The organism is Stieleria mannarensis, from assembly GCF_014154935.1.
Taxonomy (GTDB): Bacteria; Planctomycetota; Planctomycetia; order Pirellulales; family Pirellulaceae; genus Stieleria; species Stieleria mannarensis.
The window spans coordinates 32773-56208 of sequence record NZ_JACEHH010000052.1; the positions used below are offsets into that span (position 1 = coordinate 32773).

Below are 23436 nucleotides of genomic sequence, written 5' to 3' on the forward strand. Positions count from 1 at the left end.
TTCTTAGTGAATAGCTCTGCTTGTGTTCGCACACGCCTCGGCCGTGACCGCCCAGGGGGTCTGCCGGGTCTTCGGGAGGGGGCTTGGTCCTGTCAAAGTTGCTGCTGGTATTTCGTACAGATACATTGGTCGCTCCCCTTGATCAGCAGGAATGTCTCCTCGCGGGTGCGGTGGGTCGAGCGAGAGCGACCGACGCTCCCATTTCTTGTTGAAATTGATTCTCCCATTTTTCACCGGAAGCAAGATGTTCAACTCAGGTTTGGTGCGACGGTTCGCGAGTGTTGTAGATGCAATCGGTGACCGGCGCCGATCACGGTTCCGTCGACGGGTCACGAGTCAATCGAGCAAGCAACGTCGTCGTCGCTCGCTTAGCGAGAGGTTGGAACGACGCGATCTACTGGCTGGAGAGCTTGATCCGAGTTTTGGGTCGGCAGGGATCGTGTCAACAGAGTTTGCTTCAGGAGAAGGACGATTCGAGGAGTTGGTCGATTCGACGATCGACAGCAGCGGGCGAACGGTTGCCGTGTCAAGCGGCGGGGCGTTAGTTCGTTATGACGTTGATGGATCAATTGACACCACGTTCGGTGATCAGGGTGTTGCGCGACTTCCGATCTTTGGTCGAGCGGTGGACTTGCAGTCTGACGGCAAGGTCGTTGTCAGTGGTGATCGGTTTGATGGTGCGATCCTTCGCGTGGCGGTGACGAGGTTCCTGGGCGACGGGACGTTGGATTCAACATTCGGTGATTCGGGTGTGGCGACGGCCCAATTTGATACCAACAGCGTCGCGGCATCAGAAATGGCAATCCAAAGCAACGATCGTATCGTCGTTGTTGGTTCGCTACGCGACACGTCCAATACCATTCGGGACATTGCCGTCGCTCGCTTTCTGCCCGACGGCGATCTTGACACATCGTTCAGCGGTGACGGAAAAGTCACAACAGACGTCGCCGGAGTCGATTTTGCGCAGGACGTCGCGTTGGCCCCATCGGGCAAGATTGTGGTCGGCGGATACTCGGGACCATTTGACGCTGAAGACTTCACCGTCGTGCGGTACAACACGGACGGATCGCTTGACACAAGTTTCAGCGTTGACGGAAAACAAACGATCGACATTGCATCGTTTGGAGATCGTTCCGGGGGCGTTGCGGTTCAGGGCGATGAAAAAATTGTGGTCGCCGGAGAGGCTCGCACGAGTAGTTTTGGCGATGCACTTGAATTTGCAGTGGTCCGATTAAACACGGACGGTTCGCTCGACAGCAGTTTCGACAGCGACGGAATCGTGACGACTGACTTTTTGTTCGACAATGATTCGGCGGACGATGTCACCATCGATGACGCCGGACGCATCATTGCCGTCGGGACGGCCAGAACGGCTGGGTCGTTTAGTCAAACCCAGGTCGCGGTCGCACGGTACTTAAGCAACGGGGTTCTCGATACGACCTTTGATGGCGATGGTAAGGCGACGTTTGATTTCGAAGGTAATGATGAAAATGCGAACCGAGTCACGCTTCAGGGCGATGGCAAGATCGTGATTGCCGGAAGCGCTGTCCCCGACTTCGCCAGTTTCAATGCGCATGATCTGGCATTGATGCGAGTGAATCCGAGTGGCTCGCTGGATTCGACCTTTGATACCGATGGCTGGGTCACGACCTCGCTCGACTATTCTCAGGACGAAGGTCAAGCCGTGGCCGTAGGCGACGATGGGAAAATTGTCGTGGCCGGTCGCAGTCAGGGCGAGACTTGGGATTTTGCGGTCTCGCGGCATCTGCCTGATGGGTCACTGGACCCCAGCTTTGGCGGTGATGGAACGGTCACCACTGCAGTGAGTTCAGGCGGAATCGATGAAGCCCAAAGTGTGGCCATCGCCGCAGACGGGCGCATCACGGTAGGTGGCAGGAGTGGATCGTTCTCGGACTGGGACTTTTCGCTGGTCCGATACAACGTGGACGGGACGCTGGACACGAGTTTCAACGGGACCGGTAAGCGGATCATCGAGTTCGGGACCAGTGACGACAGCGGCTTTGATCTAGCGTTACAAGCCGACGGCAAGGCGATTTTGGTTGGCGGTGTGCGTCCGGGGGGCGGCTACGATTTTGGGCTCACGCGAATCAACGCTGATGGATCGCCCGACTTTTCATTTGACGGCGACAGTTTGCTGACAACTGATTTTGCAGGCGGTGATGATATCGCTTATGCGGTACAAGTTCTGGATGACGGGAAGATCTTGACGGCGGGATACGCCACCGTCAGCGGCAACGTTGATTTTGCCCTCGTTCGTTACAACGCGGACGGTTCGCTGGACACCACCTTCGGAAGCGGTGGTCAAGTGGCGGTGGATTTTGGCCTTTCGTCAGATTTCGGCCAAGAGCTGACACTGCAACCCGATGGCAAGATTCTCGTGGCCGGCGGAATCGCTGACGCGTCGGGTTTTGACTTCGGACTCGCGAGGTTTCATGCCGACGGATCGCTCGACACCAGCTTTGGTTCCGGTGGATGGGTGCGAACCGATTTCGACGGATTCAACGATGTGGCACAAGGAGTGGCCGTCCAGAGCGACGGTAAGATCGTCGTCGCAGGTTATGTGAACAACGGTGTCAACTTCGATTTCGGCCTCGCCCGCTACAACGCCGACGGAACCTTGGATGGTTCCTTCGGAGACGGGGGACTTCAGCGAACGGCGGTCGGCGCCAGCGATGACATTCTCGGAGATCTGGTGCTGCAGTCGAACGACGATATCCTTGTCGCCGGACGTGCGCTCACGCCCGGAGGTGACGCCATTGTTGCTCGCTACCAGGCCGGTGTGGAAGCGGCAAACGTGACGGTTGATGGAGACAGCAATCTCCTGATCACCGGAAACGAACAAGACGACCGTCGACGCATCGAATCCGTCGGCACCGACATCGTGATCACCGATCAGGATCGCGTCCTGACCACCAACATCCCGGGCGCTAGCGGCAGCGGGACGAATACCGTTGCTGTGCCGAAGGCATCGTTCACCGCGGGGATTGTCATCGATGCGGGTGGCGGCGCCGACACGCTCGTTGTGGATCTGGATGCTGGAAATTTCGATCGAGAAATACGATTCAACGGTGATGCTGGGAACGACGATCTGGTGCTTCAGGGCGGTAGTTTTTCTGACGCGACCTATAACTTTGCCAGTGCCAGTGATGGCTCAATTTCGATTGCGGGTAATGAAACGATCACGTACACGGGACTCGAGCCGATCGTCTCCACCATTTCCGCGGCGAATGTCAACCTAAACTATTTGGGCGGATCGGAAACGATCGAACTGAGCGATTCGGGCAGCGGCGACAATTTGGTGACATCCAGTGCCGGCGAGTCCCTTCGGTTTGTCAGTCCCGGCACACGTCTGACGATCGATTCGGGTGATGGAGATGACGTGATCCGTGTCCTAGGGACAGAGGCCGGGTTTCGTGCCGGATTGTCGATCGTTGGCGGGACGGGCGTCGACACGGTGAGTGTGATGTCGCCGGTCACGACTTCCGGCGATTCGGTTTCGATTGATGCCGATGGCATTTCCCTGTCCGCCGCAATCACGACTTCGGGCGGTGACGTGTCGTTGCAGTCCAGCGGGGATATCTCGATCGCCGATCGCATCGCTACCGGCGGTGGACGGTTTGAGGCACACGCTGACAGCGACGCCGACGGCGTGGGCGAGTTCAGGCTTCTTCAAGGTTCCCAAGCGGTCTTCGGAGGCGGCCAATCGCTTCTGCCACCCCCGACACTCGGTTTTAACGACCAGTTCGGACTTTCAGTCGCGATGGACGAAAACACCGCGGTCGTCGGTGCCCCGTTTGACGATGACGGGGGAGGTGATTCGGGTGCGGTTTATGTCTATACGCGTGCTTCGAGCGGTTGGGCTTTTCAACAAAAGCTGATCGCAAGTGATTCATCCAACGGTGATCAACTTGGTCGAGAGGTGGCCATTGACGGCGACACGATCGTTGTCAGCGCATTTAAGAATGATGCTGCGGGAATCGATGCCGGTGCCTTGTATGTGTTTACGCGACAGTCGGGAATCTGGACCGAGCAACAAAAACTGACGGTTTCAAACGCTGTGGCCGGAGACCATTTCCCCGCCTCGGTCGCGATCAGTGGCGACCGACTGATCGCCGGAGTGGGCAGCAAAGACGACAACGGGACGGATACCGGAATGGCGTACCTGTTCACCCGAACAAGCGGTGTCTGGAGTGAATCCCGTGTGTTTGTCGCACCGGCCCCTGACCCTTCAGACGGTTTCGGCAACGAGGTGGACATCGATGGGAACACGCTCGCGATTTCGGCTGCCGGTGATGATGATTTGGCAACCAACTCCGGTGCCGTTTACGTTTATGTTCACGACGGAACGGATTGGGGCCTGCAGCAAAAGCTGACAGCGGCCGATCCGTCCGCGACGCCCAATTTCGGTCGTGCGATTTCGATCGATGGCGATCGTCTCGCGATCGGAGCTGCGACGGACGATACACCGTCGAGCAATTCCGGGTCCGCCTATGTCTTCTCGCGATCTGGAACGACCTGGACGCAGGATCAAAAGCTCGTTCCGTCAGACTCGAGTCTGAATGCCGAATTCGGACGATCTGTCGCTTTGAGCGGCACAACTCTGGTCGTTGGGGCGCATTATGATCGCGAAATCGACTACCGGGCAGGTGCGGCGTACGTGTTCACTTCGTCGCAGGGAATTTGGAGCGAACAGGAAAAGCTGCTTGCCGAAGATGGCGCGAGCGAGGATCAGTTTGGACGTGATGTCGCGTTCAGCGGAGATGCACTCATGGTCGGTGCGTTCGGAAATGACGACCACGGCACGGATTCTGGTTCGGTCTATCTGTTCCAGCAATCGGCGCCGGTCGAGGGCGGGCAGATCGCCTCGGAAACTGGTGATGTTGCCATCACGGCGGCTTCGGTCGTACTTGAGGGGGCGGTGTCGGGGACTGCGACGCTCTCGATCAGTCCTAGCACACCGGGCGCGAATGTCGGCCTGGGGGGAGCCGCGGGGGATTTCAATCTGGATGATGCCGAGCTGGGGAATTTGATCGATGGTTTTAATTCGATTCAGATTGGTGCAGCGGATTCGGGAGTCATCAATCTGCAATCCGTGACGGTCAACGACCATTTGACCATTACCGGTTCGACGGTCAATGACGCGCCCATTGGAACGGATGTCGACGCGCCCTCGCTGACGCTACAAGCGTCGGTTCAGCCCGGCCAGTCACCCGGTGTGCTGACAGTCAATGGGGATGTTTCCGTCGAAAATGATCGTTCCGTTGTGCTGGAGTTTGGAGGTTCAAGCCCAGCGGCGACGAGTAGCGGCCACGATCAAATCGATGCATCCGGCCGCGTCGATCTCGGTAACAACATTGGGCTTTCCCTTGCCGCAGTGAATGGATATGTCCCCAGTGGATTCCACGAGTTTGTAATCATTCGCCGCAGCGGAGGCGCGGGAACATTTGCCGGGCTCCCGGAAGGCTCCACGATCAATGATTTCCTTGGGGCTCCCGGCGTCGATGCGACGATCTCGTACCTCGGCGGAGATGGCGATGACATCGTTCTGACAATTGGCACGCCGACAATCGCGCTTTCGGTGGAACCTGCCGCGTTTGCCGAAACCGCAGGTGCGAATGCGGCTGTTTTGACCATTTCACGCAATACAGACACGACCGATGCACTGACGGTCAATTTGTCCAGTAGTGATACCAGTGAGGCAGCGGTTCCGGCGACGGTCACAATTCCCGCCGGTCAGATTTCGCAAACCGTCTCGATCACCGCCATCGACGATCAAATCGTTGACGGGACCCAATCGGTGACGATTACCGCTGATGCCCCCGGATTTGCTTCCGCAAACATTGGTGTTTCCGTTACGGATAACGAGCAAGCAGCAGTGCTCGTCTCACCGTTTGCAGGGCTGGCCACGTCCGAAGGTGGAGGCACGGCGGAGTTCTCCGTCGTTCTCAGTTCGGCGCCGTCAGCAGATGTTTCTTTTCGGTTGGTCAGCAGCGATTCAACGGAAGGCACCATTTCAACGGGGCTGATCACGTTCACGCCCGAAAACTGGAATATTGCTCAGTTCGTTGAAATCGTTGGGCAAGATGATGCCATCGTCGACGGAGATGTTGACTACACCATCATCACTGGCAATACCGTGAGCGATGACCCAAACTACAGTGGCATCAACCCGACGGATGTTTTAGTCACCAATGTCGACAACGATGTTCTCGCTCTTTCACTTGAGGTTGACTCCCCGATCATCTCCGAAGATGGCGGAACGACGACCGGCACGGTGACCCGCAACGACGGTGACCTCTCGAACCCACTGGTGGTCACACTGGCATCGAATGACACGACCGAAGCGACGGTCCCGGCGACGATCACGATCGATGCTAATGCGACTTCGGCGACCTTCACGATCACAGGCGTGGACGACGCGATCGTTGACGGAACCCAAACCGCGACGATCACCGCGACAGCCGGTGGTTACACCGCCGCCGACGCTTCCGTTGACGTGACCGATGATGACGCGCTGAGTTTGACGCTGACGATCGACCCAGCAAGCATCTCCGAAGACGGCGGAACGGCGACCGGCACGGTGACCCGCAACGACGCCGACCTCTCGAACCCGCTGGTGGTCACCCTGGCATCGAATGACACCTCTGAAGCGACGGTGCCGGCGACGATCACGATCGATGCCAATGCGACGTCGGCGACCTTCACCATCGCAGGCGTAGACGACACGATCGTTGATGGAACCCAAGTCGCGACGATCACCGCGACGGCCACTGGCTATACAGCCGCTGATGCTTCCATTGACGTGACCGATGACGACGCCCTTGCATTGACGCTGACGATCGACCCGTCGAGCATCTCCGAAGATGGCGGAACGGCGACCGGCACGGTGACCCGCAACGACGGTGATCTCTCGAACCCGCTGGTGGTCACCCTGGCATCGAATGACACGACCGAAGCGACGGCGCCGGCAACGATTACGATCGATGCCAATGCGACTTCGGCGACCTTCACGATCACAGGCGTGGACGATGCGATCGTTGACGGAACCCAAACCGCGACGATCACCGCGACGGCCGGTGGTTACACCGCCGCCGACGCTTCCGTTGACGTGACCGATGATGACGCGCTGAGTTTGACATTGACGATCAACCCGTCGAGCATCTCCGAAGATGGCGGAACGGCGACCGGCACGGCGACCCGCAACGACGATGACCTCTCGTCTCCGCTGACGGTCACACTGGCGTCGAATGACACCTCTGAAGCGACGGTGCCGGCGACGATCACGATCGATGCCAATGCGACGTCGGCGACCTTCACCATCGCAGGCGTGGACGACACGATCGTTGATGGAACCCAAGTCGCGACGATCACCGCGACGGCCACTGGCTATACAGCCGCTGATGCTTCCGTTGACGTGACCGATGATGACGCGCTGAGTTTGACGCTGACGATCGACCCAGCAAGCATCTCCGAAGATGGGGGGACGGCGACCGGCACGGTCACCCGCAACGACGGTGACCTCTCGAACCCGCTGGTGGTCACCCTGGCATCGAATGACACGACCGAAGCGACGGCGCCGGCAACGATTACGATCGATGCCAATGCGACTTCGGCAACCTTCACGATCATAGGCGTGGACGATGCGATCGTTGATGGAACCCAAACCGCGACGATCACCGCGACGGCTGGTGGCTACACTGCCGCCGACGCTTCCGTTGACGTGACCGATGACGACGCGCTGAGTTTGACGCTGACGATCGACCCGTCGAGCATCTCCGAAGACGGCGGAACGGCGACCGGCACGGTGACCCGCAACGACGGTGATCTCTCGAACCCGCTGGTGGTCACCCTGGCATCGAATAACACGACCGAAGCGACGGCGCCGGCAACGATCACGATCGACGCCAATACAACTTCCGCAACCTTCACGATCACAGGCGTGGACGATGCGATCGTTGACGGAACCCAAACCGCAACGATCACCGCGACGGCTGGTGGTTACACCTCCGCTGACGCTTCCGTTGACGTGACCGATGATGACGCGCTGAGCTTGACGCTGACGATCGACCCAGCAAGCATCTCCGAAGATGGCGGAACGGCGACCGGCACGGTGACCCGCAACGACGGTGATCTCTCGAACCCGCTGGTGGTCACCCTGGCATCGAATGACACGACCGAAGCGACGGCGCCGGCAACGATCACGATCGACGCCAATACAACTTCCGCAACCTTCACGATCACAGGCGTGGACGATGCGATCGTTGACGGAACCCAAACCGCAACGATCACCGCGACGGCTGGTGGCTACACCGCCGCCGACGCTTCCGTTGACGTGACCGATGATGACGCGCTGAGTTTGACGCTGACGATCGACCCAGCAAGCATCTCCGAAGAAGGCGGAACGGCGACCGGTACGGTCACCCGCAACGACGGTGACCTCTCGAACCCGCTGGTGGTCACCCTGGCATCGAATGATACGACCGAAGCGACGGCGCCGGCAACGATTACGATCGATGCCAATGCGACTTCGGCAACCTTCACGATCACAGGCGTGGACGACGCGATCGTTGACGGAACCCAAACCGCGACGATCACCGCGACGGCTGGTGGTTACACCTCCGCTGACGCTTCCGTCGACGTGACCGATGATGAGGAAGACGCGAATTCCGCACCGGAGATTCTTACGATCGGGGTTTCAAACGGAGCGGATGGGCAAGCCGCGTTCGGTGAGATCACGCTGGCTGGTTTGTATCAGGACCGCGATGTCGATGATACGCACAGTGTTCTCGTCGACTGGGGTGATGGTCAATCGGGAGCATTGCCTGATGAATCCGTTGATCAGGACGCCGACTCGTTTGAAACGGTGCATGTCTACGATCGTAGCGGGGTGTTCGTCGTAACTGTTTCAGTTGTCGATCTGTCGGGGGCAGCGGACACGGAGTCAATTACATCATACGTCGCCGGCGTTCGCGTTACCGATGAAGGAATCTTGGAGATCATTGGGACCGATGGCAACGACCGCGTGAATTTGACACAGAACAACGGTCGTCGGTCGTCAGGTAGCTACCAATTACGGGCAAAACTGGACCTGGGGAATGATCAATTACGGTACGACATGGAGTTGGTTGACCTTCAAGGGGTATTCGTTGTGCTTCTGGCGGGAGACGATCGTGTCAAGATAGGTACGCATGTCGAATTGGATACGACTGTCTATGCTGGCGACGGCAAGGACGTGATTCACACCGGCGCAGGAAACGATTCTGTCTTTGGCGACGCAGGAGATGACGTACTGCACACCAATCGTGGAAACGACGTTGTGGTTGGTGGTCTCGGGGACGACCTGCTTGATGGAGGGCTTGATCACAACTTGCTGATCGGCGGGCAAGGGGCCGACATGCTGCATGTTCGCAATGATCGACTCTCTGATCTGTTGATCGCGGGGGCGACGGTCCACGACACTGACCTTGCATCTCTACGACAGATCCTCGATCAATCGTGGACTGCACGGATCGACGATGGGGATCCCCTGGAGGAGATTGTCGAGGATTTGGCCGGATCGCTTCTCCGTCCAGGCGTTGATGTTGTCGGTGATGAATCGATTGATCACGTCAACACCAGAAACAAGTCTTCAGACGCGATCTTCGCGACCATCGCGGCCAATGAGTCCGAGCCGGATGACGTAGAGCACGGTAAAGACGACCTTCTGATCGACATTGGGCCCACGAGATAACGGAATCTTGGGTTTAGATTCGATTCGATACTAGTGCGGAGTGCTATTCATCGGAAACCGACTGACGCGTCCATCGTATTCGACCGGCCAGGCAGATGATCGCGCCGGCGAGAGTCAGGATTGGTCCGGTCGGAAAGGCCATGGGGGGCATCTCAACGACGGTGGCCAGCAGCAGCAGCGTTAACATGACGACGCAGCCCGCGAGAAAGAGTTGCACTCCGGCCTTGGCGGTTTCGTTGATGTCTTGCCTATTGGCCAACTCGCGCGCCAAGAGGATGCTCATCATGCCCAGCACGATGCTGTAGCTGTGCGCCATGCGGGTCAGTCGCCGCGGCAGTTGGTTGTAGCTGCCCATGAACTCCGGTGTCGGAAAGGGGCCTTCAAAGGCATACAGTCCGATCAACATGCCGACCGATGTCGATGCGGCGATCAACAGCCACCCCCACCGTTCCAGCATGTCGCCATGCTTAAGCGAAAAAAACAATCCCAGATACACGCCGATCACGACCGCGGTCGACGGGATCGCCAACAAGTACTTTGCGTGGATCGTGGTGAAACAGGCGAGGGCCAAAATCAACGGCATCCCGACTGCTCCGGTCGCCAGGCTGATTCCGCCCAGACGCGCCTTGCCGCGATCGGTGCCGCCGCGGCGGGCGATTCCGTAGTACAGCAGCGTCAATACCGACAACGCAATCGCTGCGACGCGTGCCAGACGCAACATCCGCAACCGAACACCGTCTTCGCTGCCGAGCTGTTCCTGGATCCAATCTGCGGGCAAGATTGGCCGCAGGCCGGCCATGAAGTCCAGCAGCATTCCGAAGCAAGCCACGGGAAGAATCATCCGGATCTGGCGGGCGTAGGTGCCCGTCGGGCCGATCCAGCACAAGAACGCGAAGCCGCTGAAGTTGACCAGGCTGCCGAGCAGGACGAGCCCGTGCAGTGCCGGTTGCCACAATGCCAACGCATACCCGGTGCTGTAGCAGGCAGCGCCGACCGCAGTCAACAGCGCGGCGATCGTTCTTGCGGGTCGCTCGAACGCGGACGTCGACAACAGATGCGCCATCGCCAACTGCAAGAACGCCATCGCGATCACGACGCCGTGGGCATGGCGGACGGCCAGGCCGCCCCCGACGTCCGAATTGACGGCACTCAACAACCAGGGGTCCAGAGCCGCCGACAACGCCAAACCGATCAGCAGCGTAGTCCACCCCTGCAGTCGGTTCAGCTTGCCCGTCGAGACAAAGCCGACGTCATTGGCAGGTGTCATGGTCTCCATGCCCCGGTTTTATCGGCATCTCGGAGAACCTGGCACGCGTCGTCTCCATCCCCAGCCAACACAAACCACCGATCTGACGTAGCTACATTCGCCAGAAGGTGGTTTCCCTGCGTCTGCCATGCTCTGGCGAGCGTCGCGACGGCGGTTCGACGAAGCTCGATCAAGAAACCGGTAGTTGGTCGTTGCGTTTGTGACGGCGAGAATACAAGTAATACTGTGCGAATTGATTTCGCCGCCATTGGGTAAAGTCCTCGGAGTAAAGTCGTTCGGCGAGCCCATGGAACCCCTGCCGGAGATCCTCGACGGACATCGGTGTCGGCTGATAGTTTAAATCGAACAACGTGCATCGTTCCCAGGCGCCGGGATACAACAAGCGATTGTCTTTTTCCAGCCGGTGATAAAGTGGTGTCCCGGGAAACGGCGTCTGGTACGTGATCTGGACGTCGTACAGTTTTGCTTGTTCGGCGAAGTCGTACACGGCGTCAAAAATGTCCGGACCGTGACCGTCCAGGCCGAGGATGAAACAGCCATTGACGCGGATGCCGTTGCTTTGGATCCGCTCGATCGCCTCGATGTAATTCGGCCATTGTCGACGTTTCCAATCGTTCTTTAGTTCGATGCCTTTTAACCCCGGCAGGATCGGACTTTCCAGACCGATCAGCACCTCGGCACACCCGCTGTCACGCATCATCCGCAATAGTTCTTGGTCTTCGTGCACCGAAAGGTCTGTTTCGGCGAACCATTTCACGCGGCGCTGTTTCAATTGTGGCAGCAGTTCTTTCCAATACGCCCGATGGATGAATGAATTGTCGTCGGCAAACTCGATGAATGGCCGTGGCCAAAGGTCGCAGATGCGATCGATTTCGGCGAGGACGTTTTTGATCGGTTTCTGTTTGTAGCGCCGCGTCAGCAAGATGCTCGACGCGCAGAACTCGCAACTCCGCGGGCAGCCGCGGCTGGTTTGCACGGTCAGCCGGTTGTACTTGGAGATGTCCAACAATTCATAGGCCGGCATCGGTGCGTCGGCCAGATTGAACTCTGCAACGCCAAAGGAACTGTAACGGCGTTGCAGCTGTTCCGACCGTGCGTCGCGAAGTACGTCCCGCCAGACCACTTCGCCTTCACCGACGACCACGGCGTCGCAGTACCCGATGGCTTCGTCGGGCAACGAGGTCACGTGCAGTCCGCCGAGCACGACCGGGATCCCCAGAGCCCGGTATTGATCGGCCAGCGTGTAGGCTTCCTTGATCTGGGCGCTGAAACTGGAGATGGCCACCAGGTCAAAGTTTTGCGGCAGCGGATCGAGCTGTTTCAGGTCTTGGACTTCGAAGTACTCGATCGAGTCCTCGGTCGGAGTCATGCCGGCCAGCGTTAGCAGTCCCAGGCTGGGCAGCGACGCGATCGTTTCGCTGCGTTCGACAAACCCCGGCAGTGTCAGCCCTTTGCGGAGCAGTTCCTGGTCGCAGCAGCGAATGCCGCTCATCGCGATCAAACCGATTCTCATGGTGTTGCTCCTGGTAACATTGCCCAAACGCGGAAGTTATTGTTTTTGCCGCCCCGAGTCAGGTTGTTTCGCCGTTTGAACGCAACTACCTTCGCCAGAAGGTGGTTCGCCGGCGCTTTCCACGCTCTGGCGGGCGTAGCGACGTCATCTTCACGCTATCCTGCTAATTTTGTTCCAACAGTGACTTCAGTTTTTCCAGCGATTGCTGGCCGCGTTCTTTGGCGCCGGCCAACAGCTGGTCCAAGCCGTCATGGCCGGCGAGTTCAGCGGGGATTTCCGCTTCAACGTCGACGGTCAGCTTGGTGCCGCTGCCATCGGGTTCGGCGTTGTAGTTGAATTGGCTCTTGATGCCGCCCTCGGTGACGAACGAATAACGGCGTCCGGGGGCATAGTGGACGGTTCTGGCAGATCCCGTGAATTCCTGACCGAGGAGATCCCATTTCCAATCCCAGCTCTTGGTGACTTGGCCTGGTTCGCCCTGGATGTTGGAAGCGCCCTTGAGCGATTGCAGGTACATCATGCGGTTGCGCAGATCGGCGATGAAACGGATCACATCCTCGGGGTCACGGTCGATCGCAACCGAGACCTGTAGATTTTGTTTGGACATTTCCGGTGCTCCTTGGAATAGGGGAGTTCGTCCGAACGAGTGTTTCGCCGTAAGGGAAGACGACGGGCAAACCTGATTCTAACGCGCCCCGGTGACAGAGAGCCCGCCGGCGGATCGGTGCTGCGCCGTGATCAGCCAAATTTGGTCAGCGGGTCGGATGCGTTGCCGGCGTACCCACTGATACGAAGTGCGGTAGCAGAATGCTAGGCTTTGTCCCTAAACCCGTAGCGGAAGCCGCCAAGGATTTCGTCTCGCAGCGGTTCACACGGGAAAAGCCGAAATTCTTGGCGAATTCCGCTACCACATACGACCCTTGCCGGGTTTAGGGACAAAGCCTAGAACTGCAGCACTTTGTCGTCCGAGCCGGGGGCGAAGTTGCTGCGGTAGACGGTCGTCCCCATCGCCCTGTTGCCACCCCAGTCGACCTCGACGCGGTTGTCGCCGAGCACGATGTTGAGCAATTTTTCTTTCATCGCCTGGGCTACGCGTTGGTGCTCCGGATGATGCGCCAGATTGTTCACTTCCTTGGGATCGGTCGGCATGTGGTAGAGCGCCGGGTCGAGATCGCGGTACGATGCGTTCCGCGCCCATTGCATGTTCTTCCCGCGGTTCTCATCCGGGCGCGTCCGCATGGAGAAGACGTAGTCTTTGGTGCGGATAAACGCACGGGGCCCGATCACCGCGTGGCTTTCGCCGATCACGTAGTCACGTGCTGGGACGTTTCCCGCACCGGTGTCCGCCATGTCCCGCCCGTCCAGGTAGTCGTACTTTGCGTCACCGAGATCGGCACCGGCGATCGAAAGCACCGTCGGGGCGATGTCCACAAACTCGGTGAAGTCGGTGACGACCGTGTCGGAGGGAAAACGTTTCTTGTCCGATGAAACGACAATGATCGGATTGTGGCTGTCGACATCCCAGGGCGTGAACTTGGAAACCGAGCCGTGATCGTTCAGTTTCCAACCGTGGTCACCGCACACATAGACGATCGTCCAGGGCTGTTGCTGCGTCTCGCTATACTCGATGAATGCGTCGGCGGCCTGCCCCACCAAGACATCGCCGTAGGCACAGAAGGCATAGTAGTCCTGGATCATCGCCTGTTTTTCCGCATCGGTCAAATGGTCCGAAAAACCATGTGCGACCTGTTTCTTTAGTTGCGCCGGCATCGTTTCCATTTCCTGCTCGTCAAAGGCGGGGACCTTGTAGGTGTGCTGTTGGAAACGCTTGCGAAAATCCGCGGGGGGCAGCACGGGTGTGTGCGGAAAGTCGAATCCGATGTGACAGAACAAGGGTTTTGACGTGTCCACACCGTCATAGTGTCGCGAGCCAACCTTGAATGCGCGATTCTTGTTCTTTAGATAGTCCACGAAGATCGACGCATAATAACCGTCACGCGTTTTTCCGGCTTCACGTGAACTGACGCCGGCCAGGATCATGCCGCTGTCGAGATGCTTTCCCTTTTTCTTGTTGTAATGCCTCAGCAGGTCGTACTTTTCCATCGTTTCGGCGCAAGTGCCCGCCAACTCAGGCATCAATTCCTCAAGTTCCAGCGAGCAGTATTCGAACTTTCCTTCGGGCGTGACGAAGAACTCCAGGCTTTGAAACGGCTTGTCGAACTTCACTCCGTTGATGTCCGTGATCCAGTCCTTGCCCCAGCCACACAACCCGTCGCGGGCGAGGTCTTTAAAATAAAAGCTTTGCTGATAGATCGGATGCGACGCAGCCCAATTGCCTTTGATGGTTTTGATGCGAACGCCCAGTTTTCCGACGTGGGTCGTTTGATAGCCCAGGTCCGCCATCGTTTCGGAAAGTGTCGGCCGACAGTGTTCGGCGTTGTTGTTGTGGTATTCGAACTCGTAGATTCCCGATCGAAACGGGTAACGACCGTAGTGCATGGCTGCACGCGACGGCGCGCAGCCCTGTGCCTGGCAATAGGTGTTGATGAACGTTGTTCCCATTTTTGCCAAACGATCCGTGTTCGGCGATTCGACGTACCCCAGTTCGCTCATTTCGCGACCGTGCAGCATTTTGTTAAATGCGCGGATCGAGTCGTAGCGATGGTCGTCTGTCAGAATCCACAACACGTTCGGCTGATCGGCGATGAGGTTTCGGTCGATGACGATCGAAAGGAAGATCAACGTTGCGATCGACAAGGTTTTGAGTTGGAACATTGGATGTTTCCTTGGTGCGAAGTTGCTCGGATTGGATGGCACGGGCGTAGGAAAAATGGGGACACAGCAACCGCTGGTGTGCGGGTTTTAGCCGCCCATGATCGCTGCGAAGCAGCGACCGGGAGTCGCCTAAAGGCTAGACACCAACACGTATGCCCGTGCTTTCTACGCTTAGATCTGTTTGACCCGAATTCCAGGTGTCAGGTGCCTGGGCGATGGGTAATCAACTGCACCGAGGTGATGGTGGTTCCCTGTGGCGATTGGATCGCAATCTGATTCGTGTTGCGTAGAATCGCTGCAGGGAGGCTGGCATCCAGCGGTGCAAAGAACTCGGTAAATTCGCTCGCGTCGCCGGACTGGACGGTGATCGGCGTCCCGTTCAAATCAGCCGTCAACGGCCCGCTCAATCCGCCGCGACGGTGAACGCCGATGATTAGTTTGGCGGAAGTCGTCGCGTCGGGTTGATCAACATCGACATCAAACGAAACCGGACTGCCGTCGCTTTTGACGGCGGTTTTGGTCGCGTACCAACGATCCAGCCGCAAGGTGCCCTTCGGGGCGAGCGGCTTTTGGGGAAACAGACGCACCACGGTTGTCTCATTGACGTCCACCGGGATTGCGGCGGCATCGACGTCATGCTCGGGCTCGAAGACGACGTTCCCCTTGTGGTAATTCAATCGTGTTTGAGTTGCCCTGCCGGCCCCCAGACGGTTTGCGACCCCGGAGAGGTCGACGGCGATCTGTCGTCCACCCATGTTGGTGATCGCGATCGAAATCCGCATTCCATCGTGCACTGCGACCACATCCAACCAGTCACGATCAAATTGAACGGGCAAGCGTCGGCCGTCGAAGTCCCGCCACAGTTCGAAGTAGTTGGCGATCGTCGTCGGCTCAAAATCGTCGATCGTTCGATGCCGCTTTCGATCATCCTTTGGCGTGAACGCAGCGTCACCGCTGTAGGGGTTCCACGACATGTGCAAAAAGATGAAGGGTACGAACAAATCGATCTGGTCGGGACGCTGCATCGATTTGGTCAGATAGGCGTTCCAGGCGAGTAGCCGCAACCAATTGTCCGAAGGCTGGCGACCGTTTTGAAGCGACCCGCACTCGGTGATCAGGATCGGCAGGACATTGCCAGCCTTGTGCATGTGGGCGCGCAGCATGTCCAGGATCGCTTCATACCGGCCGAGCAAGTAATTCGAATAGCCTTGGGAGCGACGCTCGTGGGCGCCCAGCATCAACGCGTTTTCGTAAAAGTGGTGTGAAAAGAAATCGATGTGCCCGCGAGTTTCCTCGATGAAACGCGCCTGGTTTCGATAGAGCTCAAAGTCTTTCACTTGAAGCTGCATGTAAGCGGACGACGGACCGCCGACCTTGACGTCCGAGGCACGTTGATGCACCGCGTCGGCGACACGATTGTGGAATTCCGCCAGCACCCCCCAACCGTCGATCCCCTGGCTCTCTTTCCAGTGATGCGCCCACTCGGATTGAACGCTGCTCTCGTTTTTCACCTCCCACCACTCGGCGGTAAATCCACCGTCTTTGATTTGATCCTCGACGTACGCGGCGGCGAGTTCCGCGGCGTCGTCAAAATGCTCGGGTTTAGGTGTCCCTCGACCGACCAGCGGCACCGACATGAAATCGGGCCAATCATTGAAGCAATACGCGAAGGGGATTTTCTTGAACTCGGGAATCGTGTTTCGGTGTCGGATTCCGGCGTCGTAATGATCAAAGAAGGACAGGTCGGCGGCCCCCGGCTTGTCCGCTCGTTCTTGGAGAGGCTGCCAATTGCCCCAGGCCCGCGTGATACCCGGGTTGAATTTGAACGCCCCCCGCCCGGGCAGGAAATTGCGTTCCGCTGCCCATCGTTCGAACGACTGGTCCACCAGACCCGGCGTTTCGTGCATCCGGAACCAACGCTCACGCTGCAGCCCCGAAGTTCCGGCGATCGACAATTCATGCTCGGTGTCGATGTCGACTTCGACTCGTTCGCGGGGGAACTCCGACCCGAGATCGCGATAGGGAATCGTGTCAAACTGCGGCGGGATCTGCTTTTGGGCGATGAAGACCAGGTCATCGATTCGGCAGGTCGCGTTCTCGTCTTTCATCAAGAAGCGGATTTTCATTCGCTCCGGCGGCTGGTCGGACAGCGGGATCGACGGCATCTGGACTCGATAAAACTCTTGGACCTGCTGGCTGCGAGGCGGAGCTTTGTCCGGCGAATAGGGAAAGACGTGGACTTCCTTGATGCGATCCAGGTTTTCGCCATGAAACGCGAAGTGACGAAACAGCCCGGCAATCCGCTCTGCGCCTTCGGGCAGCAGCAGGTGGTCTCCATGGCGAATCGTTTTCGTCTCCGTCAGGATCGTGATCTCTTTCAATCCGTGGTCGCGACCGCTTCCGACGAATTTGCTCGCGCGGCCTTCGGCGAAGGTGTCAAACAGGTAGTCGTGTACGGCCTTCTGGGCTTGCCCTTCTTGACTGAGATTCTGAGCAAAACCTTGATCGCTCAGGGGACACACGATGAAGACGAAGGCGAAGAATGAGATGCGGTGAAACATGTTGGAGATAGATGAGAATTGGTACTTGCGGACCCTTTGGGATCTATTTAAAGAGACCTTTGACTTTGGGGGCATAGCCGGCATCCTTGGCCGTCTCTGGAACCGCGCCGGAGAAAAAGGTATCGCGTTTTTTGTGATAGTCGATGTACCCCATCAAGCGGCACGGCACGTTTTCTTCGTCCCAACGCTGGAATGATTCACGCAGTTGGCGGGCACGTTCTGGCCTGGCGGCGATCAAGTCGTTCGATTCCGAAACATCGTCGGGCAGGAAAAACAACTGCGCTGACTTGCTGTCGGCTTCTTGGACGTGTTTGGTCCCATCGGCGGCGAGCACCGACCACCTTGGCCCGCTGCGCCAGTACAAATTGTCATGAGGATCGCCGGTTTTCTCGCCGGTGACAAACGGGATCAGGTCGACGCCCTCCATCGCGTGTTTGTCTCCAGGAGTTGCTCCTGCCGCGGCGACCGCGGTGCGCGAGATGTCGATCGAGATGACGGGCGAGTCAAAGGTGGTTCCGGCGGGGATTTTGGCCGGCCAGGAAGCGATGAAGGGGACGTGAACGCCGCCTTCATAGACGTCGCCTTTGCCGCCACGAAACGGTTCGTTCGACGACCCGTTCCACTTGCCCGGTTTCTGCTTGGACGCCTGTGGACCGCCGTTGTCGCTGAGGAAGAAGATCAGGGTGTTGTCGCGCAGGCCGTTTTCTTCCAACGCTGAAATCACTTCACCGATCCCGCGGTCCATCACGTCAACCATCGCTGCGTAGACTCGCCGTTTCTGATTCGCGATGTGGTTGTAACGTTCAATGTCTTCGTCGGGGGCCTGCAACGGACCGTGCGGCGCGTTGTAGGCGAGGTACAAGAAAAACGGTTTGTCCTTGTTGCTCTCGACAAAACCGGCCGCATCGCGGCTGAGTGCGGTGGTCAGGTAGCCGTCAAACGTTGCGGGTTTGTCGTTGCGGGTCAGGCTTTGCAGATAAGCCTCCTTGACAGGCTTCGTCAAATCGATCCGAAAGTAGTCGTGTCCGCCGCCGAGAAAACCGTAGAAGTAATCGAATCCCCGATTGTTGGGATGAAAGGGTGCGGCCGCACCCAAGTGCCATTTACCGACACAACCGGTGACGTAGCCGGCTTGTTGCAATCGTTTTGGGAACAGCGTCACGTCGGGATCGATGCCCATGATCGGGTTGGCCGGGTCGTAGGCCGGATTGGTTTCGAAACCGAATCGATGCTGATAGCGGCCCGACAGCAGTGCGGCACGCGTCGGCCCGCAGAAGGGATGGTTGGCGTAGCCTTGGCGAAAGACCACGCCGGACGCGGCCAGCTTGTCCAGGTTGGGCGTTTGGATGTCTCGCGCGCCCGTGAAGCCGGCGTCGGCATAGCCCATGTCATCCGCCATGATGACGATGAGGTTGGGCCGATCGTCGGCGAGGGCATGGACAGATCCCAGCAGGACGACGAAGGAGAGGAGTGCGAGGGGCTTCATAATGGAGTTCTCCAGAGTCAGTTTCAGGGAATCAGGTTTTCGGGGATAATCGCAGACTTGTCATCACGGTCAGACGGTTGTTTCCTTGGGCATCGGTGCTCGGGGCGTCGATCAGGATAGCGGCAATGCCAATGATCGTTCGATTCGCGACACGCAAAACTTCTCGTTCAGCGGCTTGTTACTGTGACGGTAACTCGGACGCGTCAACTTTGCCGACAAACTCGACGAACCCAAAGTATTCGGGATGGTGGAAACGCGGGAAATTGCGATCGCCTTGCGACCATTGGCTCTTGATCGCCATTTCGTCTTCCAGCCGGCTAAGGTTGAGCCGCCATCGGTCGCCGATCAACGGGCGGCCGTTGGGTAGGACTTTTTCGAACAGCTTGAACGGAATGGCGGCTTCGAGTGTCCAGCCCCTGTCCGAATCGTTCGAATCATTCAGCGTTCCATCGATCGTGACCGCGATCTGGATCCCGTCAGGGTTCCAGTTGTCCTGCATCTCGCCTCCCGGGCGGTACTGGTCGAGTTGTTCACCGAGCGCGTTCATTTCGATGTTGAAATAATTTTCGGGATGCTCTCGCTCGGGCGATGCGAAGATTTCAACGCAGTCATCGCGATAAACCTTGCTGTCGCGACCTCGCCGGGTCGCGCGGACGTCTCGGTCCACGCAGGCGTATGAGACGTAAAGGAACTGGTCGTCCCACAACAACTTGGCATCGGTTTGTTGTTTCGGCGGATCGCCGTCTTTCCACCAGGTGAACACGAAATCGCCCAGCGATGGAGCGGTGGCCCAATCTGTTTCGTTGCGTATTCCATCGATCGTCAGCTTCGCTGATGTTCGATGAATCTTTGCCTGTTTGTGTTGCAGCGGCCCGATCTTGCGCTGTGACGAAAGATAGGCGAGCAAGTCGGCGGCGTTCTGTAGTGTCATGCCGGAGAGCAGCTGGTCGGGCATCGCCGACTTGGAGGCGAAACGCAGGAGTTCGATGTCGTCGGCCGCAATTTGGTGTACCTTGCCCGACGCATCGGCGATTCGGATCAACTCGCTTGTTTCCTCCAATACAATTCCAGAGATCGCCTCTCCATCCACCGTCAGGATTTGTTTCGCGCGATACTTCGGATCGATTTTTTCAGACGGCCGGACGATGCTGGCGAGCAGCTCGGCCGGCGTCTGCTGTGTCCCGATCCCGCTCAAGTCGGGCCCGATGCTTTGTCCGACCGCACCGATTCGGTGGCAATTGCGACAGTTGACATCGGTGGCCGTTTCAAACAGATTCTTTCCGGATTCGACCGATCCCTCGATGGCCAGCAGTGCTTCCTCATCGATACTGGGGCCAAGACGCTTGGTGCGTTGATCTTCTGGCAAGTAGTGTTCAAACAGGTCGCGAATCGGAGCGTGCGTCTGCCTGGCTCCCATCCCGACGATTTTTTCCTTTCGTTCATCGTCCAGAGAATCGCTGCCGCAGGCCATCGAGAGAATCATCGCACCTTCGACGGTGGAAAGCATCGACTGAATCGTCGAGTTCGAAACATTGTTCAATTCCATCAGCTCGGCACTCGGCGGGACCGGTTGTGTTTTTTCGGATTCAGCTTCCATGGATGCGATCCAGTCATGGATCAATCGGATGCCATCTCGGTCAATCACGTTGGACCCGAATTGTGGCATGTGTCCCCGTCCCGACTTGAGCATTCGGTACAAGAGCACGCTGCGGGACGGTTCGCCTGGTGCAATCACCCGCCCGTCTTCGATGCCGAAGGAGCCTTGAGACGGAACCGCGTCAAGGTACTTGCTGTCTTCGAGCGGAACGGTGATGTCGAAGGTGAAAATCGAAGTTCCGCCTCCCAAATTGCGATGACAGGTCGAACAGTTCATCGCCAGGTACGATCGCGCTCGATCCTCGAGGGACGCCGCGGCATCACTTGGAGAGACGACGGGTTTCGGTCGCGGGACGGGTTCGGAGAACAGTCCGAGGGCAGCGAGTTGATCGAGCTGGTTTTCGTCCCCGAGCTTCAAGTCCAGTTGCGGTGGCCAGAATCCTTGCACCGTGCCGGCCGACCAGACGTGACACAACAGACATTCGCTGCGGCTCGCGTGACGCCAGATTTGCGTCCGCTGTCCACCGTCGGCGTTCAGATCGCGGATGATCAAATTGCGTTCGGTGGCCTTGTCGTCCTGAAGGATCGCATCGGTTTGCTGGTCATTCCAGATGTAGTTGTACGCTCGCCATTCGTCTCCGTTTTTGTGCAACAGCTGTGTTTCGAGATGCCGTTCGGACTGTGGATTCTGGGCGTCGGCGAAATAGCTGACGGTTTTCACGGCGACCGTGTCCGTCGGAAAATTGAACCTGCCGGCGGACTCGCCGGTCATCCAGTTGAACTTTTTAAAGAGTTGTAATTGGGTCGAATCCGGAAGCGCGATCCATTGTCGCGAGTGGGTTCCGTCGGCCCACCGACAAGCATTGATGTTGTACGGGACCACTCCTTGGGCTGGTTGTTGCAAGGGAGTGTCGGCGAAGATCCCCGTTTCGCTGAGCTTGGTCGGAAACGGTTCGTCGGAGGGCAAGACCTTGTTGGGTTGGAGCTGCAAGATGGTTCCGTCGTAGCCGACAATGAACACCTCTCCTGATGGGTCCTGCATGAAGCAAATGACGCGATGCGGTGTGTCCACCAGTTCTTGTTGCCACGTCACCTTGTCGTCCTTGAACCGAAGCCCCCAGACCTTTCCAGTCATCCAGTCGCCGTAGATATAGGCTCCCTTCAATTCCGGAATGCGATCGCTTTGCCAGAAATAGCCACCGGTGATCGAACGCGAATCCAGGTGCGTGTGTTCAAACAGTGGTGGTGTGATGGGGATCGCAGGTTGTTGCTCCGGTTTCACCGGCTGGCTTCCTTCCATGATGCTCCAGCCGTGATTGCGGCCGCGGCGAACCCGATGAATCATTTCACGCATTTCCCAACCCACATCGGCCACCAGCAGCTCATCGGTCTTCGGGGCGAAGGCCATTTTCCAAGGGTTGCGAAACCCGTAGGCCCAGATTTCTCCGCGGGCACCTTCCTGCCGAACGAACGGGTTGTCCTCGGGAATGCGGTAGGGCTTGTCGGCCGTCGGGTTGTCGACGTCAATCCGCAGGATCGATGCGCGCAGGTCGCTGAGATCCTGGCCGGTTCCATCACCATCCGGCGGGTAAGGCGGTTGGCCATCGCCGACGGAGACGTAAAGCATTCCGTCGGGGCCGAATTGCATGCTCGACCCCACATGACCATGGCTTTTCCAACGCGCCAATTCCGTCAGACTCTCCAAGTCGAACGTCGGAACGCTGGGGTCCAAAACCTTCAATCTTGCCAAACAATGCCCGTCCGGCAGCTGTCGCTTGGTAGTGAAGGTCAAGAAGCACCACGGCTGATTCTTGAGATCGAAATGGAATTTCGTTGCGTACCCGGTCTGGACCGGTTCGTCGGACAACGCGCTCAGATTCAACAGCGGCTGTGCGACCGCGGTCTCGAAGTCGTTGGTGAACGTGACGATCTTGTTGCCCGCATGGTTTGCCACCCATCTTTGTGCGCTCGGCAACCAGGTGATGTCGGTCGGACGATCCAATTCGACGCCAGTGAAAATCGGATGCGTCGTGTAAGGCAGTGGCAGGTCCGGGCTGCCCTTGACGCGCGAGTCTGTCCAAGGGTGAACCCTTGAACGTGTGGTCTCCTCCGCTGTGGTCCCGGCGTTGTCGGGACGTTCGGCAGCACGGCATGGCGTGACCACTGCGAGAACACCAATGCTCAGGAAAACGAAGAATTTGCACATCATCGATTGGGCCTCCGGCAAGTCCGGCATGATCCGAAGGTTGGCGGAAAAGAATGGGATTGGCATGGTTTGGGGAAAACGAGACCTTTTAGTTGTAGCCGATCCGCTGTCAGGCTGGACGAATTCCCATTGCGCGTCGGGCTTCTCAAATGCGCATCCTTGCGACGCCGGTTGGTCGGCGAATCAATCCCCCACGGCATTGGGCGATGTCGTCAGTCGCCATGGAGCCGCCCTTCGAGCCTTGCTTGGGTAAGATCCTGGGCGTTCGGCTAGCGTTCTCC

Annotated in this window: 8 protein-coding genes; 1 reads left to right on the forward strand and 7 read right to left on the reverse strand. The window is 58.0% G+C overall.

Annotated elements, in window-relative coordinates; all coding sequences use genetic code 11:
- The first annotated feature begins 439 nt into the window (after nucleotides 1-439).
- A complete protein-coding gene (locus H1B37_RS26715) occupies nucleotides 440-9751 on the forward strand; it encodes a Calx-beta domain-containing protein (RefSeq protein WP_182870333.1) in 9312 nt (3103 codons plus the stop codon).
- A 43-nt stretch (nucleotides 9752-9794) separates the two neighbouring features.
- Here the strand turns inward: H1B37_RS26715 and H1B37_RS26720 are convergent, their stop codons facing one another.
- The 7 genes from H1B37_RS26720 to H1B37_RS26750 form a co-directional block, all read right to left on the reverse strand.
- A complete protein-coding gene (locus H1B37_RS26720) occupies nucleotides 9795-11018 on the reverse strand; it encodes a hypothetical protein (RefSeq protein WP_182870334.1) in 1224 nt (407 codons plus the stop codon).
- Nucleotides 11019-11187: 169 nt separating this feature from the next.
- Nucleotides 11188-12531 (reverse strand): B12-binding domain-containing radical SAM protein, encoded by a 1344-nt coding sequence (locus H1B37_RS26725; RefSeq protein WP_182870335.1) that lies wholly within the window; start codon nucleotides 12529-12531, stop codon nucleotides 11188-11190.
- Between the two features lie 163 nt (nucleotides 12532-12694).
- Nucleotides 12695-13138: an SRPBCC family protein gene (locus tag H1B37_RS26730; protein ID WP_182870336.1), complete on the reverse strand. Its 444-nt coding sequence runs from the start codon at nucleotides 13136-13138 to the stop codon at nucleotides 12695-12697.
- A 335-nt stretch (nucleotides 13139-13473) separates the two neighbouring features.
- Complete coding sequence (locus H1B37_RS26735) at nucleotides 13474-15306, reverse strand: sulfatase-like hydrolase/transferase (RefSeq protein WP_182870337.1); 1833 nt, start codon at nucleotides 15304-15306, stop codon at nucleotides 13474-13476.
- Between the two features lie 200 nt (nucleotides 15307-15506).
- A complete protein-coding gene (locus H1B37_RS26740) occupies nucleotides 15507-17867 on the reverse strand; it encodes a beta-agarase (RefSeq protein ID WP_182870338.1) in 2361 nt (786 codons plus the stop codon).
- 43 nt (nucleotides 17868-17910) lie between these two features.
- Nucleotides 17911-19353, reverse strand: coding sequence for a sulfatase-like hydrolase/transferase (locus H1B37_RS26745; protein ID WP_182870339.1), 1443 nt, complete (start codon nucleotides 19351-19353; stop codon nucleotides 17911-17913).
- A 178-nt stretch (nucleotides 19354-19531) separates the two neighbouring features.
- Complete coding sequence (locus H1B37_RS26750; protein ID WP_182870340.1) at nucleotides 19532-23221, reverse strand: carbohydrate-binding family 9-like protein; 3690 nt, start codon at nucleotides 23219-23221, stop codon at nucleotides 19532-19534.
- Nucleotides 23222-23436 lie beyond the last annotated feature (215 nt).

Coding starts and splice junctions, on each gene's coding strand:
- H1B37_RS26720 (WP_182870334.1), bottom strand. CDS start 11,018: ATGACACCTGCCAATGACGTCGGCTTTGTCTCGACGGGCAAGCTGAAC.
- H1B37_RS26725 (WP_182870335.1), bottom strand. CDS start 12,531: ATGAGAATCGGTTTGATCGCGATGAGCGGCATTCGCTGCTGCGACCAG.
- H1B37_RS26730 (WP_182870336.1), bottom strand. CDS start 13,138: ATGTCCAAACAAAATCTACAGGTCTCGGTTGCGATCGACCGTGACCCC.
- H1B37_RS26735 (WP_182870337.1), bottom strand. CDS start 15,306: ATGTTCCAACTCAAAACCTTGTCGATCGCAACGTTGATCTTCCTTTCG.
- H1B37_RS26740 (WP_182870338.1), bottom strand. CDS start 17,867: ATGTTTCACCGCATCTCATTCTTCGCCTTCGTCTTCATCGTGTGTCCC.
- H1B37_RS26745 (WP_182870339.1), bottom strand. CDS start 19,353: ATGAAGCCCCTCGCACTCCTCTCCTTCGTCGTCCTGCTGGGATCTGTC.
- H1B37_RS26750 (WP_182870340.1), bottom strand. CDS start 23,221: ATGCCAATCCCATTCTTTTCCGCCAACCTTCGGATCATGCCGGACTTG.